This is a genomic window from uncultured Aliivibrio sp., assembly GCF_946479765.1.
GTDB lineage: Bacteria > Pseudomonadota > Gammaproteobacteria > Enterobacterales > Vibrionaceae > Aliivibrio.
Window position 1 is genome coordinate 1 of record NZ_CAMLHO010000012.1, and the last position, 16,306, is coordinate 16,306.

Sequence of the window (16,306 nt, forward strand, 5' to 3'; positions counted from 1 at the left end):
ATCTTTATTACGACGCTCTTCTTTAAATCTTCTTTCATATAAAACTGACTTAGAGGGGTAATTACGTCGTTCTTTCTTTTTACGTAATTCTTCTTGGTACGTCCCATCAACATCAACCGTCTCTATAATTGTTTCTTCTGAATTTGGTAAGGATTTCTTGTCCATAATTCTCCCTCCCTTTCTGATAACAATGTGTTTAATAAATCATAAACACCCAAATTTTACTTATATGTTATTTTTAACATAGCAAGGGCAGTTAACCAAGTGATCATTAACAACACCAGTTGCTTGTAAAAAGGCATAGCAAATAGTTGGGCCAACAAATTTAAAACCACGCTTCTTTAAATCTTTACTTAATTTATCCGATAATTCTGTTGTTGCAGGGACTTCAGCCATTGTTTTCCAATGATTTTTAATTGATTGTTTATTTACATAACCCCATAGATACTCAGAAAATCCGCCAAACTCTTGCTGGATCGTCATAAATGCCTGAGCATTAGTAATCACCGAATTAATCTTTAGTCGATTACGTACAATTCGTGCATCTAACATTAGCGTTTCTATTTTTTCTTGATCGTATTGGCTGATGAGTTCAATATCAAAATTATCAAATAGAAATCGATACCCTTCTCGTTTCTTCAAAATCGTAGACCAACTTAATCCCGCCTGCGCGCCTTCCAAGATCAAATATTCAAACAACTCACGCTCATTATAAACAGGAACGCCCCATTCATTATCGTGATAATCTCGGTCTAAATCAGAAACCTCTGCCCATTCACATCGTTTTTTTTCCATTATCCTAACCTCTTTTTTTAGACAACCTAACTAAGCTCACACTACAGTAACAAGTACCCTATTCTGTATATTTCTTATGCTACCATTTACTTACTTTAACTTTGGCCTTATAGCCTGCATAACAACTCTTCCTTCTGTATTCAAAATACTCTGCGTTACTGCCTTATTCCTTACCGGCTTCTTTTTCTAAGATATCATAATGTCTTTCTACTAAATCAAAATGTCTGATTAAAGATATATACATTTCAATAGACCTGTCAAACTGCATCTCATTAGCCATTAACGAGATGCAGGTCACGTGTATTATTTATTACCTCTCTTTACTGTCCTTATTTGGGGCGGTAACTCCATCATCAATAAAATGGCGGCATCGGCTATAGAACCAAGTGCCATGAGTTTTTATCGTTGGGCATTTGCAATGCTGATTTTGACGCCTTTTTGTTTACCTTCAGTCATTAAATCACGCCATGTTATTCGCCCTTACCTATCTAAATTGGCATTTTTGGCGTTACTTGGCATGGTGCTAAACCAATCATTAGGTTATTACGCTGGGTTAACCACCACTGCGTCTAATATGTCACTAATTACCTCGTTAGTACCCTTGATTAGTATTTTTCTCAGCTTACCTTTACTCGGTAAACGAATCTCTAAACTAAGTATTGTTGGCGCGGTAATTTCGTTAGCGGGTCTTACTTTTATGTTAGGCCATGGTGATATTACGTTCTTCTTGCATCAACCAATCACAGAGGGGGATGGCCTAATGGTTATTGCTGCCTGTTGTTATGCGGCTTACTGCGTATTAATAAAGCGTTGGAAAATGCCCATCACAAGCTGGCAGCTTATTTACATGCAAGGCTTGTTTGCTGTTGTGATGCTGACACCACTATGGCTCACCAGTGACAGTTTATTACCAACCGAAAGCTCTATTCCGCTTATCATGTATGCATCAATTGCTGCCTCTATTTTAGCCCCTTGGATGTGGGTAAAAGCCATTGATGTCATTGGAGCTGAATCAAGCGCGATGTTCATGAACTTACTGCCGGTGGTTGCAGTCTCACTTGCTGCTATCCTGTTAGGCGAGAAGATTGAGAGTTATCATCTAATGGGTGGGTTAATGGTGATTTCAGGCGTTATTCTGGCTCAAGTTAAAACCAAAAAAGCCAAACAAGAAGCCAACCTACTTATCAAAGCGTAACCATCGTTACTGATAACTCCTAATAATAAAGCCGACTGAGAGTCGGCTTTTTTGTGCGTTCGAGTTTAATAAGTAAATTATACTTTAGATTAGTTACTGGCCATTTGATGATGCTGAGTTAATTGCTTATACAAAACGTCTTTTAATTCTATACGCTGGAGTTTTAGAATGTTCATGTTTTCATCATCAATCGGACTGCCGGATATCTCTAATTGACGAATATTGTAATCCAATTCGTGATACTTCTGAAGTTCTGCTTTGAATGTTGGATCATCATGATTTAGCTGAACAATATCTAATTTTAGCTCTGGAAAATCTAAGATAAAAGCATGGTTTTCATTTAGCATTGGCATTTCCTTTTCAATCGAATTACTGACCAGTATAGGAGGTATTTATTGAAATAAATGTGGGCTAATACGCAAAGTGATGAAGAGTTTACATTGTTGATAAAATAGCAGATTCAAGTTTACTAAATATATGAATACGATTTATCACTACAACTCTTGAGCGTTAGGCTTATAACGCCTACAATAGCGCACTTTTTATTAAATACAGGTCACAATCATGAACGATACTACATCGCAACCCGCTTTACCGGATCACCTTTCTGGCAATCCTCGTAGTCCACATCATGTTGCAGAATGTTTTGAACACCACATCGGTATTAAACTTAACGGCAAAGAGCGCTTTGATGTTGAAGAATACTGCATTAGTGAAAGCTGGGTAAAAATCCCATCACCTAAAGCACTAGACCGTCGCGGTCAACCGATCCTAATTAAATTAAAAGGCACTGTTGAAGCCTTTTATAAGTAAGTCTCGATATAAGAGCACTTATCATAAATAACAAAGGGCCTAATTGTATAGTTAGGCCCTTTTTGTTAACGCTATTTATATTAGAGTACCCACACTCTATAACTAATCATCAATCCGCTAGCTGATCTTCATGCTTAGCGATTTTATGGCCATCTTCGGTACAGCCTTCTTTCCAGTAACTGCTAATGTAAATATCGTCTTTATCGACGGCTTTTTCATTACGGAAATACGTACGTAGCTGCCTCATATTATTGAATTCACACGCACTCCATACCGCCACTCGACCTTGTTTCCAATCTTGAGCACGAACCGCGTCAATCAACCCGCCGTTCTCTGAATTCACTTCTGATTGAATAATCCAAACAATATTCATTCCTTCCGGTTTAGCTAAGGCTTGCTTGTCGGATTCATGGTTAATTTCAATCACCGCGTATCCCACCGCACTTGATGGCAGGGTTTCTAATTTTGCAGACAACGCAGGTAATGCGGTCATGTCAGCCACTAAGAAAAACCAATCGGCCTCTTTCGATAAACCTTTGATGGAACCCGGACCAACAATGGATATTTGACTGCCAGCTTTAGCTTGTTGCGACCAATTCGATGCAAAACCGCCACTATCAGTACTCACACAATCAACAGAATGATGATGACGTACAAAGTCCACATCCAATTCATTCTGTTCTTGGCGCAAATGACGAATGGTATAAGTACGCATTTTTGGACGAGTGCCTTCTTCAATACCAGAAAGGTCCGTTCCACCATTCTCATTAAACAACAGCTTAATGTAACCGCCTTCACTCTCGGTTTCAAAATCAGATAAATCATCGGCTTTAAACGTAATACGCTGCATATTTGATGTCAGCAGTACGCTACTAATAACCGTTAGTATTCGTGGTGATGGCTTACTCATAAACGCGTTCCTTATCTTATTTTGTACATCGTCTATTACTGACCATAGTACATACAAATACGTTGTCCATTAACTTCATGGATATCAAATTCAGTGTCATAAATATCTGAAAGAACGTCTTTTCTGATCACTTCTGCTACCGTACCATTAGCAACCACTTTGCCTTTTTTAAGCGCGACAATATTATCTGAATAGCATGAGGCAAAGTTGATATCATGAATCACAATTACGACGGCTTTTCCTAACTCATGCGCTAAGGTTTTAATGTTTTTCATGATCTGCAATGAGTGTTTAATATCAAGATTATTCAATGGCTCATCTAAGAACACGTAATCCGTATCTTGAGCAACAACCATTGCAATAAAGGCTAATTGACGTTGCCCCCCACTCAGCTCATCTAAATATTTATCTTGGATGTCCGTTAAATCAAGGTAATTAATCGCGTTATCAATCACCTCGTTATCATGCTTCGTTAGCTTGCCTTGGCTGTAAGGAAACCGCCCAAAAGCAACCAATTCACGCACGGTAAAGCGCATATTTAGATTGTTTGATTGACGAAGTACCGACAGTTTTTTTGCTAAAACTTTTGTGTCCCAATCGACCACTTCTTTGTTTTCAATTAATACGCTACCACTGTCTTTTGCTAACAAACGGCTCGCCATTGATAACACGGTACTTTTACCTGCGCCGTTAGGTCCAATGATTGACGTCACTTCACCTTTAATGAACGAGGCAGAGGCTTGATCAACCACTTTTTGCTGACCAAATGATTTTGATAGTTGAGATAATGAAATCATACGTTTCTCTATTGAATTTTTTGTCTAACAAGCAGTGATAAGAAATACAAACCACCGATAAAATTAATCACTACGCTTAAGGTCGTTTCAAACTTAAAGACATTCTCAATTACCCATTGGCCCGATAACAACATCGACATCGCCATTAAGCTGCTTCCCATTAATAGAGTTCGGTGACGGTAGGTATGAAAGAATTCTTTAGCTAAGTTTGCCACTAATAAACCAAAGAACATCACAGGGCCAACTAAGGCAGTAGATACCGAAATTAGAATCGCCACTAAAATCAGCACCTGTTTGGTTACCTTACCAACATCAACCCCTAGACTCGTGGCGTTGTCATTATCCAACCAAAAGATATCTAACACGTTAGACAGTCTAAAAAGCAATGCACTGATAAGTAGTAGAGGAATAACACAGAAATAAACGAGATCTTTATTGATGTTGTTAAAACTCGCAAACATGCTGCCTTGAATGGTAGAAAACTCATTTGGATCGATAACCATCATGAAAAATGACGATATATTGGAAAACAGTTGTCCAAAAATCACACCCAATAACAACAAGGTAATGACATTGCTATTGTTCTTTTTAAAATAAAAACCAAACAGCAATAACGAGAACCCAATCATAATAAAAACAGACAAGGCAAAGTTCACAAATGGGTTCAATATGAACACACTAAATGAACCAAAAATCACGACAACTAAAACTTGAGTTAACAAATACAAGGCATCAAATCCCATAATACTTGGCGTTAAAATACGGTTATGAGTAATGGTTTGAAACACCAACGACGATTGAGCAATCGCAATACTTGCTAAAATCATCGCCAATACTTTAGGTACACGACGAGATAAGAAATACTCGTAATTTGATGCATCTAACCCAATACCAATAAATAAAAACGCAAACAGAACCGTAATGAATGCTAACCCTGTTAATTTAATTGAATCAGACATTTTGTTTTCCTTTAACGATGAAAGCAATAAACACGACACCGCCAAGAATACTAATGATCATAGAGATAGGAATTTCATAAGGGAAGATAACAATACGCCCAACAACATCACACACAAGGATAAGAATCGCCCCCACAATCGCCGTTAATGGAATATTTTTACGTAAGTTATCCCCATAAAACTGAGCGACTAAATTTGGCACAATCAGGCCAAGAAACGGCAGTTGACCCACAATCATAACTACCGTTGCTGACATCACCGATACCAACATAATACCGATAAACAAAATTTGTTTGTAATTCAGGCCAATATTCGTCGCGAAGTCTTTGCCCATACCCACAGCAGATAAACGCGTGGCATACCAGTAGCTGATAATTGAAATCGGAACGGCGATATAAAGCAGTTCATAGTTACCTTGCAAAATGCTGGCAAAATTAGCCACTGTCCATGCTGACAGGTTTTGAACCGCATCATATTTGTAAGCGATAAAGGTCGCCGCAGAAGAAACAACATTACCAAAGATGATGCCGACTAATGGCACAAAAATGGCATTTTTGAATTGAATACGGTGGATAAATTGGATGAAGATTAACGTGCCAACAATCGACATACCGAAGATCAGTAATAAATTATCACCATGCCCAAAAATCACTAAACTGAGTACATAACCAAGCATTGCACACTCAATCGTACCAGATGTCGATGGTGCAGCGAATCGGTTCTGGCTAATCTGCTGCATAATTAAGCCCGCAATACTGAGACCCGCACCCGATAATAAAATAGCCAATAAACGCGGTAAACGACTCACTGCAAGTAATTCTAACGCTTCTATGTCACCACTAAAAATAGCGGTCAACGATAAGTCAGCAACACCGATAAATACAGAAGCAACGCTCAGTACAATAAGAACAAGCAATAACTTTTTCAAAGCTAACCTCAGCCTGCACAAAGCGTGCTATCTCAGAGAAATAACACGCTTTAAGGAAAATTAAGTGTAAGAATATTAGGAATTATTATCCTAAAGGTGAATAGATTGCTTTACGTCTTCAATCATCTGATCTGTTGCTGTAACCCCTGCGATGGCTATATACCAAGCATTGATATCTAAGTAAGTTAAGCTATCGTTTTTGTAGGCGTCCGTCGCTTTTACTAGTGGGTTAGCAAATTCTTCACGTGTGCGGCTTTTGTCTTTGTTAATTAATTTATCTTTATCAACAATAAGAAGATTTGATGGGTTCACATCACGAATGTACTCATAAGACACCAAGTCACCATGGTTAGATTCTTTAATGCCTTTCGCCGCTTCTTTAAAACCAAAATCTTTATAAATAGCAGAGAAACGCGATTGAGCACCAAAAGTCGTGATATTTCCACCTGCACTCATGACCGTTAGTGCCGCTACATTATTATTTTGGTTATGTGTATTTATCTTCGTTATTTCAACATCGACACTGGCAATTTTCGCTTCAACTTTAGGCTGAATTTCAAATACATCCCCTAGCATGCGCCATTGTTGTTGTGTGCTTTCCCAATACCCTTTTGAATCGACAGCAAATACAATGGTTGGGGCGATTTCAGACAATTCTTTGTACGCTTTAATGGCACGAGATCCCATGATAATCACATCAGGTTTTTGCATGTAAATTGTTTCAAAATCAGGATCACTAAGGCTGCCCGATGAAGCAAATTCGTTGGTTGTGTATTTAAGAAGATAAGACGGCATGGTTGTCGCTTGAGTTACCGCTACTGGTTTAATACCAAAATAATCAAGTGCATCAAGAGTGCCAGTTCCAATAACAACAACACGTTGAGGTTTCGTCTCAAGTGTAGTTTTACCTAACTGATGAGAAACTGTGATCATTTCTGCATAAGAAGACGCAGAAACCAGCAAACCCAATAACATTGTAGCGATATTCTTTTTCATACTCTTTACACTCAAGTGATAACTATTCGTATTTATGTTTACTATAATGAAAATCACTCTCATTCGCTAGAATAAAAAAGTAAAGATTGTAAAGGCGTAGAATTAAATGTGCATGCCTGCACTAACACATTTAACTGCCTGTGCGGCAGTGAACGCGAAGCGGCGCGGAGAATCGACAATTAATGGTTTCTAAGCTGCCTGTGCGGCAGTGAACTTGTTGGATATGATCCGAGAGGCGGCGGCCAATTTCTAAGCTGCCTGTGCGGCAGTGAACATCTCAGAGTTTCAAATAAACGCAGAGTCTCCTTTCTAAGCTGCCTGTGCGGCAGTGAACCCAAGCTTTTGAAGTGGTTGCGGGTAGCGCATTTTCTAAGCTGCCTGTGCGGCAGTGAACGCATTCACTTCAACCGAACCAAGTGATGTGATTTTCTAAGCTGCCTGTGCGGCAGTGAACTTATGGCCATTTCAAGTATAGCCAATGCGCCATTTCTAAGCTGCCTGTGCGGCAGTGAACATTTATTAGTACCAATAATAAAACGAGTTACATTTCTAAGCTGCCTGTGCGGCAGTGAACGATAGTTGAGCTGGCCGCCGCTGATGGTTGCGTTTCTAAGCTGCCTGTGCGGCAGTGAACACTATTTTCTTTTGCATTTCTCGCAACTGCTTTTTCTAAGCTGCCTGTGCGGCAGTGAACATTATCAATGGGGTTCCGAATGTTGGGATCGCTTTCTAAGCTGCCTGTGCGGCAGTGAACGCTAATTCAAAATTTCGCTGTTCATGCTGCAATTTCTAAGCTGCCTGTGCGGCAGTGAACGCTTTACTTGGCATTTCATTGTGCTTGCTGTTTTTCTAAGCTGCCTGTGCGGCAGTGAACCTTTGATTGGCGATCCATTATCTACAGTCGCGTTTCTAAGCTGCCTGTGCGGCAGTGAACCCTCGCTTTTTGGCGCTAATTGGGACAATGCATTTCTAAGCTGCCTGTGCGGCAGTGAACCGATAAATAAAACAATGCGCCGTTTTTTTGAATTTCTAAGCTGCCTGTGCGGCAGTGAACGCAACCAACCTTTACATACGTCTTCACCGTTTTTTCTAAGCTGCCTGTGCGGCAGTGAACGCAAACCTCACGAGGTTGTCAATACCTCACGATTTCTAAGCTGCCTGTGCGGCAGTGAACTACTGAATGGAAGCAGCGTTGGCATCGTGCAATTTCTAAGCTGCCTGTGCGGCAGTGAACGGTGGAATATTGCGAAGTTCTCACCCCCTACTTTTCTAAGCTGCCTGTGCGGCAGTGAACCTTCCGCCGAACTCACCCGCTACACTTGGATATTTCTAAGCTGCCTGTGCGGCAGTGAACAAACAACTCGATGCCGAATGGTACGCGGCCAATTTCTAAGCTGCCTGTGCGGCAGTGAACTTGAGACAGTCAGTGTAATGACACTATCGTCTTTTCTAAGCTGCCTGTGCGGCAGTGAACAGAATACAAAGAGGGGTTTCTCTTGCTTTGATTTTTCTAAGCTGCCTGTGCGGCAGTGAACTAATGTCATCACTAGAACTTGCTGAGGTATGTGTTTCTAAGCTGCCTGTGCGGCAGTGAACACCCCAACAACTATATCAACTTTAGGTTCGTGTTTCTAAGCTGCCTGTGCGGCAGTGAACCAAAAAAGGCTTTACCAGAGTGGGCTTGCTCTTTTCTAAGCTGCCTGTGCGGCAGTGAACGTTGCCGTATGCGCTGGCGCTATTATGCATACTTTCTAAGCTGCCTGTGCGGCAGTGAACGCTCTGGTGAAAAATCTATATCTTCACTTAATTTTCTAAGCTGCCTGTGCGGCAGTGAACTAACCATCGCTCGTAACTTGGGCGAACGTGCTTTTCTAAGCTGCCTGTGCGGCAGTGAACTCTAATATTACGTTGCTCATAATCTACCTTACTTTCTAAGCTGCCTGTGCGGCAGTGAACGCGGCTGACTCATTCAAAGATAAGCCTGCATTTTTCTAAGCTGCCTGTGCGGCAGTGAACGCGCCTTTACTTAACAGCGCCGCCCCCAACGCTTTCTAAGCTGCCTGTGCGGCAGTGAACGGCAGCGATTGTCGCGGCTATTCCGGATGAATTTTCTAAGCTGCCTGTGCGGCAGTGAACATGCAAGCGGCGTAATGGCAATTGCCGCAGGTTTTCTAAGCTGCCTGTGCGGCAGTGAACAATACACTTGGTTTAAAAACGAATTTGCAGCATTTCTAAGCTGCCTGTGCGGCAGTGAACTTTCATTATCAAACTGAAAGCCAAGAGTGAGTTTTCTAAGCTGCCTGTGCGGCAGTGAACCGACACGTTGACACTCATAACGAGGTTCTACTTTTCTAAGCTGCCTGTGCGGCAGTGAACCACGTCGAATAGGTTTGAGTTATTCCGTATACTTTCTAAGCTGCCTGTGCGGCAGTGAACGGGACAAAATCGCAACGGAAGTTCCATCGTCTTTTCTAAGCTGCCTGTGCGGCAGTGAACACAGCCTTTGAAGGGTTCCGCTCTTTACTATGTTTCTAAGCTGCCTGTGCGGCAGTGAACGAAACAACGATTGAAACGCTAGAAGAATGGGATTTCTAAGCTGCCTGTGCGGCAGTGAACTGGCTCAGGAGCGCCTATCTCTACTTATCTTTTTTCTAAGCTGCCTGTGCGGCAGTGAACGGTTTTCGCCATCCACATACCACCATTCGACGTTTCTAAGCTGCCTGTGCGGCAGTGAACATCCCCGACCTGAAGGACGGGGCTTTTCGTGCTTTCTAAGCTGCCTGTGCGGCAGTGAACAGTTATTGAAAAGAACGCTTGCTTAAATGGGTTTTCTAAGCTGCCTGTGCGGCAGTGAACTCGTTAGGCAACGGAACAGTAACAGCGAAACATTTCTAAGCTGCCTGTGCGGCAGTGAACAAGTAAATGTATTCGATCAGTGGGATTTCATATTTCTAAGCTGCCTGTGCGGCAGTGAACTAAGAAGCGGCGGAGAGTGGCCGCCGCTTCCATTTCTAAGCTGCCTGTGCGGCAGTGAACGGGTGCTGTACGGTTTACGAAACTACCTGTAGTTTCTAAGCTGCCTGTGCGGCAGTGAACGACCAACTACTACTACCCGTATTATTGCTATCTTTCTAAGCTGCCTGTGCGGCAGTGAACAAGTATTTTTTGAAATCAGTAACTTTTATCAATTTCTAAGCTGCCTGTGCGGCAGTGAACTGACTGCTGATATATTACTAGAGTTTGGTAACTTTCTAAGCTGCCTGTGCGGCAGTGAACCCAGCGTTGCGAAGTGACCCGAATCTTATAGATTTCTAAGCTGCCTGTGCGGCAGTGAACACGTATAAAACCGGTGGTGGCGGCCAAGGTGTTTTTCTAAGCTGCCTGTGCGGCAGTGAACACGCCACACTAGGTGCTATGCTACATTACGGTTTTCTAAGCTGCCTGTGCGGCAGTGAACTGAAACGATTAATGATATTAGCTGTACTTACTTTTCTAAGCTGCCTGTGCGGCAGTGAACGATTAAAACAGAAACCCAAGGCAACTGTTGACTTTCTAAGCTGCCTGTGCGGCAGTGAACAAGCAACTTAATCACTTCTAAATCGCTGTTATTTTCTAAGCTGCCTGTGCGGCAGTGAACACTGAGTGCGATATTTTCAGAATTGCACAAATTTTCTAAGCTGCCTGTGCGGCAGTGAACAGGCTCTGGCAAGACATTTGCCGCCGTTGCCTTTTCTAAGCTGCCTGTGCGGCAGTGAACGATTCTCTTATGTTGTATATTTAGATATCAATTTTCTAAGCTGCCTGTGCGGCAGTGAACTTAGACTCTAGCGGTGTACCATCTTTAGACGTTTTCTAAGCTGCCTGTGCGGCAGTGAACACCACTATAATACGTGAATGTGCCAAGGCTATTTTCTAAGCTGCCTGTGCGGCAGTGAACCGGGTAAATCATCTGTACCGATCGGTTATGCTTTTCTAAGCTGCCTGTGCGGCAGTGAACCTGATTTAGCAGCGACGTTCAATCTTGCAGTATTTCTAAGCTGCCTGTGCGGCAGTGAACAATCGATGCCTGTATTATTAACGTTAGATGACTTTCTAAGCTGCCTGTGCGGCAGTGAACGCGGCGTAACACTCGGAGCTGGTTATCGTGAATTTCTAAGCTGCCTGTGCGGCAGTGAACGTAAATTAACGTAGGGGTGCTCTGTGATGATTTTTCTAAGCTGCCTGTGCGGCAGTGAACTAAGTTGACTGATTACGTACCAGACTACATTATTTCTAAGCTGCCTGTGCGGCAGTGAACGTGGATGCAAGCCAGATGAGCGGCGGAATTAATTTCTAAGCTGCCTGTGCGGCAGTGAACTTTCGGTTAATAGTTCCATTTCGTCTAGTTCTTTTCTAAGCTGCCTGTGCGGCAGTGAACATGAAAAAACCCCGCAATTACGCGGGGTTTTTTTTCTAAGCTGCCTGTGCGGCAGTGAACAATTAAAGGGCTTCCATGAATTAGACTGTAGATTTCTAAGCTGCCTGTGCGGCAGTGAACCTTTCCGTTTTTTATTGCTGGCACATGGTAATTTTCTAAGCTGCCTGTGCGGCAGTGAACATCAGAAAAACAGCTTTTTAGAGGTTTAGTATTTTCTAAGCTGCCTGTGCGGCAGTGAACCTTTGCCGTTAACAAAAATGTCTTTTAATATCTTTCTAAGCTGCCTGTGCGGCAGTGAACAGCAGATGTTGTCGATGATATGGACAATGTGTTTTCTAAGCTGCCTGTGCGGCAGTGAACAATAGAATATCAGCACAAAAATAAGTTACAACAAGTAGATAAGTAAAAATACCCATTTTTACCTAATTTTTTATACCTATTGTAACTTACTGATTTTATTGACTCGTTTTTAAAGAGCAATTTTTTGGTTATTTTTGATTAAAACCAAGGGACAGTTGCTGATGAGCTTAATCCATAACGATTAAACTGCCCTTCAACTGCTTTATCTTGCAACCCACCATGCTCAATGAATAACTTCATCACCTGCCCTGTGGATGTACTTTTTAATTGAACAAAGGGTAAGCGCAGCATTTTTTGCTGTTCATTACCAATTTTCAATGTCGCTTCTTCTGCACTAAGCCAACCTTTAGCAATAGAACGCTTGCGTTTATTGTCCGCACTTTTAGCTTGTTTACGCTTTACGCAGCGATATTCACAGACATCAGGCACTTTTAATACTGATGTTTGAGAGCAATAATCACGTAAACCTTTCAGCCAATTTAAGTCAAATAACTGTTTTAAATCGGCCTCATCACCATGCAGGCGTAACGTATCCTCTAGCGTTTTATCCACATTTGGAAAGCTAATTCCAATATTAACTTCTTTTAACTCCACCAAAGCTCTGTGTAATTTCGCCATTAAATTGCTAATGAGTACAGGCTCTGACGCTTCTGGATCTGGTAATACTTTAATATCACAGTAAAAATTCATGACGACCTCTATTCACCAAATACGCCACCACGAATAAGCATTGCCATAATGTAATGCTGTTGCTCTTTCTCTGGTTGCTTATCTTTTAACATCCAACCATCCAATAACTTATAGAAATCATTATTTTCTTTTGGTTGACGGTAAGCAGCACCACGGTTGGTTACAGAGCCATACGGTTCAACCGCAATTGGGCCAACCTCTTCAAAAGCAGGGTGCCAAGTATCAATGGTACGTAATGCATTACCAATCTTTTGAGAGTGCATTGCCGCTTGACCATTTAACTGATACAAGAATTTACTCTTATCCCCTTTACCCCCACCCATCACTAGCTCTTGTGATGGATACACAGCTTGGCCTTCACCTAACTGCGTGAATGCTTCAACTTTAATTAACGAGTGATTTTCAACTAACCCTTTTTGAATAATCTCGGCTAGTTCATCAACCGATGGATTATTATCAAAGCTACGTAAATTAAAATCATGACTATTAAAGGTAAATTCTTTTCCTTCTGCTGTTACTTTCACTAATACATTTTCAGCGCCAACACGGTTACGCCACAAGAAACGACCATTAGCAATATTTTGTGCATAACGTTTGGCTAATTCAGAAAAGCCTTCTCCTTGCGTATAAGTTTCAATTTTTTCAGCAAGCGCCGCCTGATATTCAGGATTATTACAGGTCGATGGTACTTGTAAGTCGCTTAATACTCGCAGGGTAAATTGCACTTTCAATGTATCTGTGTGATGACCTAATGCTGCAATATCAACGGTTTGTAAATTGGCCTTTGATACTTCTGCATCAAGCTTCGTTGGATCATTTGCCATTGCTGCTTTTAAGCGGTTTGAGATCGTACCACGTACCGCTTTTTCACCCACCATAATTGGTGCCCACTCTTGTTTCTCCCAGTTACCCGCAAACATTAATGCATCAGATGGAAGTAGTTTTGCTTCAAACGCCAAGACTGACGGTGTTTTCAAAGTTGTTTTAGCCATTTTAAATTCTCTCTATTTTATAATTTAAATTTCTTCGTCATCTTCATCAAACTCATCCATAGATAGTTCGATAATAGGATCTATAAACGGTTTTGTTTTAGCGACATACCAAGGTTCACAATGCTCATAACGCCAAATGGCATCATCAATACAGGTTAAGCGATGCGGACTCATCCATTCACCAATACCATACGCTGCTTCAGCAAAAGCAACTGGAACCGTGGTGTCTCGTACATTGTCAACCTTTCCAGCCTCATACAGTGGCGAGATGGCACAATACCCTGACATGATTGGTACCAAGTATCCCATTTGAGGTTTCTTCACAAACTCCCACTTGGCTTTATTACTGAGTTCGCCTTGATCTTCTGCCTCACTTTCTACGCGCGTGGCTTGATATTTAACTTTGTAAAAATCACACCATGCATCAAATGCAGAGATTTGCTCACCTTGCTCATGTTTATTTTTAACGTATTCAGTTAAATATTCACTGCGATCTAACAATATAAACCCTGGCATTAAATGACGTAATACTTTTTTATCTTCATCTTTATTGGTCAGTGATATAGAACCAATTTGTGTTATTTGCCCTCCGGCAATTCTGAGTTTAGGCAGTAGATTTTCAACATCATTGACGAGTTGATCTTCCTGATACATGGCACCACCCAACAAACCGTGCACTTCAATTAAGAGAGAAATCGTCATATTCATACGACCTTCTTCATTAATTGGAGCTGTGGTTCCTTTTTGAGTTAATGGGTTACGCGTTAAGGCAAAGACATAATCTCCCCACTCTTTAGGTTGCCTTGCGTGAACCATATTTTCATGACTGATAACGGCCACTCCACCTAATGTGATGGCTAATTCAGAAGATAATTTTCGTGATAAAGCATGGGTAAATCCCAAAAAATTCGTCATGGCAGGGAAACCATACGTTAAGCCTGCAATCGCATTGGCGTTTTGTACGCTGATGTCTTTTAATAATAAATAGCGGCTCATGTTACAGCTCCCCTAATTTTGGCGTTGAGCGTTCAAAATGCTTTAATTGATGTAAAAACAACGTTGAAAAATAAGCGTGTTCAATATCACCTAAAACGTATTTTTCTTTCTGGCTCTTTAATTTATGTATTAACCAACTGGCAAAATCCGTCGCGATAAGCACCAACCAATCCCCTTTTTCACGGTGTTTTTGGAATGCCTCATCGGTGTTGTAAACATCTAACCACAATGCATGATTGGGCTTCATTTTACATTCATCACTATTTGACCAACCTGCATGATCTTTCATCATTTGAATGACCGCGGCGTGGTTTAACACCGTATCAATGATTGGCAAAAGGTACGCGTTATCTCGTTGACGGCGGATATTTACGTTTCGCTCATCTTCCCTTAAGTTTTCAAGAAATAAACGAAAATCACGGATCAATGCTGCCGTTTTAAAGCTTAATTCTCGCCCAAATACGCTTAAGCTGCTTATTGGTGGTGAGGTGATATGCTTCCATTGTGGTGGCGCACAATTTAATAAAAACGTTTCTCCATGACGTTCATTATTTAATTGCGAGATATTTTGAGGTTTAGACCCTCCAAAATTTTGCACAGCAAGGTTAAAGAAACGTTCATCTAACTTTTCATGATATTTATCTGTCTTATGAGCATCACGGATCTCTTTTGAGTCACCATACCGAGTGCGTCTTACTTCATGATATAGCTCATGCGCAAGAGCCGATGAAAACAGTGGGCATAACAAATGGTATTCAACTGAGGTTTTATCTTTACTAATTAAGGGAAAGTACAGTTGCTTACTTAATGTATGGCTAGATAACTTGCTGTCACCAAGGGCTTGTGCAAATCCCTCTTTCCACTCTTGTAATTGTTGTTCATCTTTAGCAAAAGGACGCAACGTATCAACATGGCCTTGCTGTAATTGTGTAATTAAACTTTTACCATCACACTCTAGCTTGAGTAATCTTGCGACATCTAACGCTGCGGCATTACCTACTGCATCAATGGCTTTCTTATTTAAGGATGCCGTCACCAAATAGTTTGACTCACTTAATTGCTCACTGACCAACATACTACTGGCTTTGGCATCACTGTGAGTAAACTTTGCTGCATGGGTAGCAAGACTTATCTGTTTTGCTCGTTTTGCTGCATCAGAAAGCCACATGTTAGTAACAAATGCCGCTTCTATTGGGGCTGATTCTTCTGCGTAAACCGCTTTCGCTTCTGCAATCTCAATAGGGTCTTCACTTTTTTCTAAGATCTTATTTAGTGCCTTTTGTAATGGCTCTAACTTTGCTTCTTTTCGTTGCTGAATATAATCAGCAATGGCATTTGATAATGTCATTCCATCAACCTTTTAGAACATTGCTTATGTATCAATTGACTTAAGTTTGCCACCATCAGTAAAACTGATCAACCTAAATATTATTTTTAATATGAATAATTTTTTAGGCC

Annotated in this window: 13 protein-coding genes and 1 CRISPR repeat array; of the genes, 2 read left to right on the top strand and 11 right to left on the bottom strand. The window is 41.1% G+C overall.

Annotation, left to right across the window (positions count from 1 at the left end; genetic code table 11):
- Positions 1 to 225 precede the first annotated feature (225 nt).
- Positions 226 to 795: a DNA-3-methyladenine glycosylase I gene (locus tag Q1K78_RS06545; protein WP_300175655.1), complete on the bottom strand. Its 570-nt coding sequence runs from the start codon at positions 793 to 795 to the stop codon at positions 226 to 228.
- Between the two features lie 298 nt (positions 796 to 1,093).
- Here Q1K78_RS06545 and Q1K78_RS06550 point away from each other — a divergent pair, with 298 nt between their 5' ends.
- The gene (locus Q1K78_RS06550) at positions 1,094 to 1,990 is read left to right on the top strand and encodes a DMT family transporter (RefSeq protein WP_300175657.1); all 897 of its coding nucleotides are present in this window, start codon (positions 1,094 to 1,096) and stop codon (positions 1,988 to 1,990) included.
- Positions 1,991 to 2,079: 89 nt separating this feature from the next.
- Here the strand turns inward: Q1K78_RS06550 and Q1K78_RS06555 are convergent, their stop codons facing one another.
- The gene (locus Q1K78_RS06555; protein WP_300175659.1) at positions 2,080 to 2,337 is read right to left on the bottom strand and encodes a YdcH family protein; all 258 of its coding nucleotides are present in this window, start codon (positions 2,335 to 2,337) and stop codon (positions 2,080 to 2,082) included.
- Between the two features lie 217 nt (positions 2,338 to 2,554).
- Between Q1K78_RS06555 and Q1K78_RS06560 the strand changes: the two genes are divergently transcribed.
- A complete protein-coding gene (locus tag Q1K78_RS06560) occupies positions 2,555 to 2,803 on the top strand; it encodes a DUF3297 family protein (protein WP_300175661.1) in 249 nt (82 codons plus the stop codon).
- A gap of 109 nt (positions 2,804 to 2,912) precedes the next feature.
- Here Q1K78_RS06560 and Q1K78_RS06565 read toward each other — a convergent pair whose 3' ends face one another.
- From Q1K78_RS06565 to csy1, 9 genes are all read right to left on the bottom strand, one after another.
- A complete protein-coding gene (locus Q1K78_RS06565; protein ID WP_300175663.1) occupies positions 2,913 to 3,713 on the bottom strand; it encodes a siderophore-interacting protein in 801 nt (266 codons plus the stop codon).
- A gap of 35 nt (positions 3,714 to 3,748) precedes the next feature.
- Positions 3,749 to 4,510, bottom strand: a complete 762-nt coding sequence (gene vctC / locus Q1K78_RS06570; RefSeq protein WP_300175665.1) for an iron chelate ABC transporter ATP-binding protein VctC — start codon at positions 4,508 to 4,510, stop codon at positions 3,749 to 3,751.
- 8 nt (positions 4,511 to 4,518) lie between these two features.
- Positions 4,519 to 5,469 (bottom strand): iron chelate uptake ABC transporter family permease subunit, encoded by a 951-nt coding sequence (locus tag Q1K78_RS06575; protein ID WP_300175667.1) that lies wholly within the window; start codon positions 5,467 to 5,469, stop codon positions 4,519 to 4,521.
- A complete protein-coding gene (gene vctD, locus Q1K78_RS06580; RefSeq protein WP_300175669.1) occupies positions 5,462 to 6,397 on the bottom strand; it encodes an iron chelate uptake ABC transporter permease subunit VctD in 936 nt (311 codons plus the stop codon). Before vctD ends, Q1K78_RS06575 begins: the two co-directional genes overlap by 8 nt.
- A gap of 90 nt (positions 6,398 to 6,487) precedes the next feature.
- Positions 6,488 to 7,393: an ABC transporter substrate-binding protein gene (locus Q1K78_RS06585; RefSeq protein ID WP_300175671.1), complete on the bottom strand. Its 906-nt coding sequence runs from the start codon at positions 7,391 to 7,393 to the stop codon at positions 6,488 to 6,490.
- A gap of 126 nt (positions 7,394 to 7,519) precedes the next feature.
- Positions 7,520 to 12,170: a CRISPR direct-repeat array (repeat unit 28 nt; unit sequence TTTCTAAGCTGCCTGTGCGGCAGTGAAC).
- A 138-nt stretch (positions 12,171 to 12,308) separates the two neighbouring features.
- Entirely contained in the window at positions 12,309 to 12,860 is a 552-nt protein-coding gene (gene cas6f / locus Q1K78_RS06590) for a type I-F CRISPR-associated endoribonuclease Cas6/Csy4 (RefSeq protein ID WP_300175673.1), read from the bottom strand.
- A gap of 8 nt (positions 12,861 to 12,868) precedes the next feature.
- Complete coding sequence (csy3, locus tag Q1K78_RS06595; protein ID WP_300175675.1) at positions 12,869 to 13,852, bottom strand: type I-F CRISPR-associated protein Csy3; 984 nt, start codon at positions 13,850 to 13,852, stop codon at positions 12,869 to 12,871.
- A 24-nt stretch (positions 13,853 to 13,876) separates the two neighbouring features.
- Positions 13,877 to 14,848 carry a type I-F CRISPR-associated protein Csy2 gene (gene csy2, locus Q1K78_RS06600; protein ID WP_300175677.1) on the bottom strand — a complete coding sequence of 324 codons (972 nt, stop codon included), beginning with the start codon at positions 14,846 to 14,848 and terminating at the stop codon, positions 13,877 to 13,879.
- A 1-nt stretch (position 14,849) separates the two neighbouring features.
- Positions 14,850 to 16,196 (bottom strand): type I-F CRISPR-associated protein Csy1, encoded by a 1,347-nt coding sequence (gene csy1, locus Q1K78_RS06605; protein ID WP_300175679.1) that lies wholly within the window; start codon positions 16,194 to 16,196, stop codon positions 14,850 to 14,852.
- Between the last annotated feature and the right edge of the window lie 110 nt (positions 16,197 to 16,306).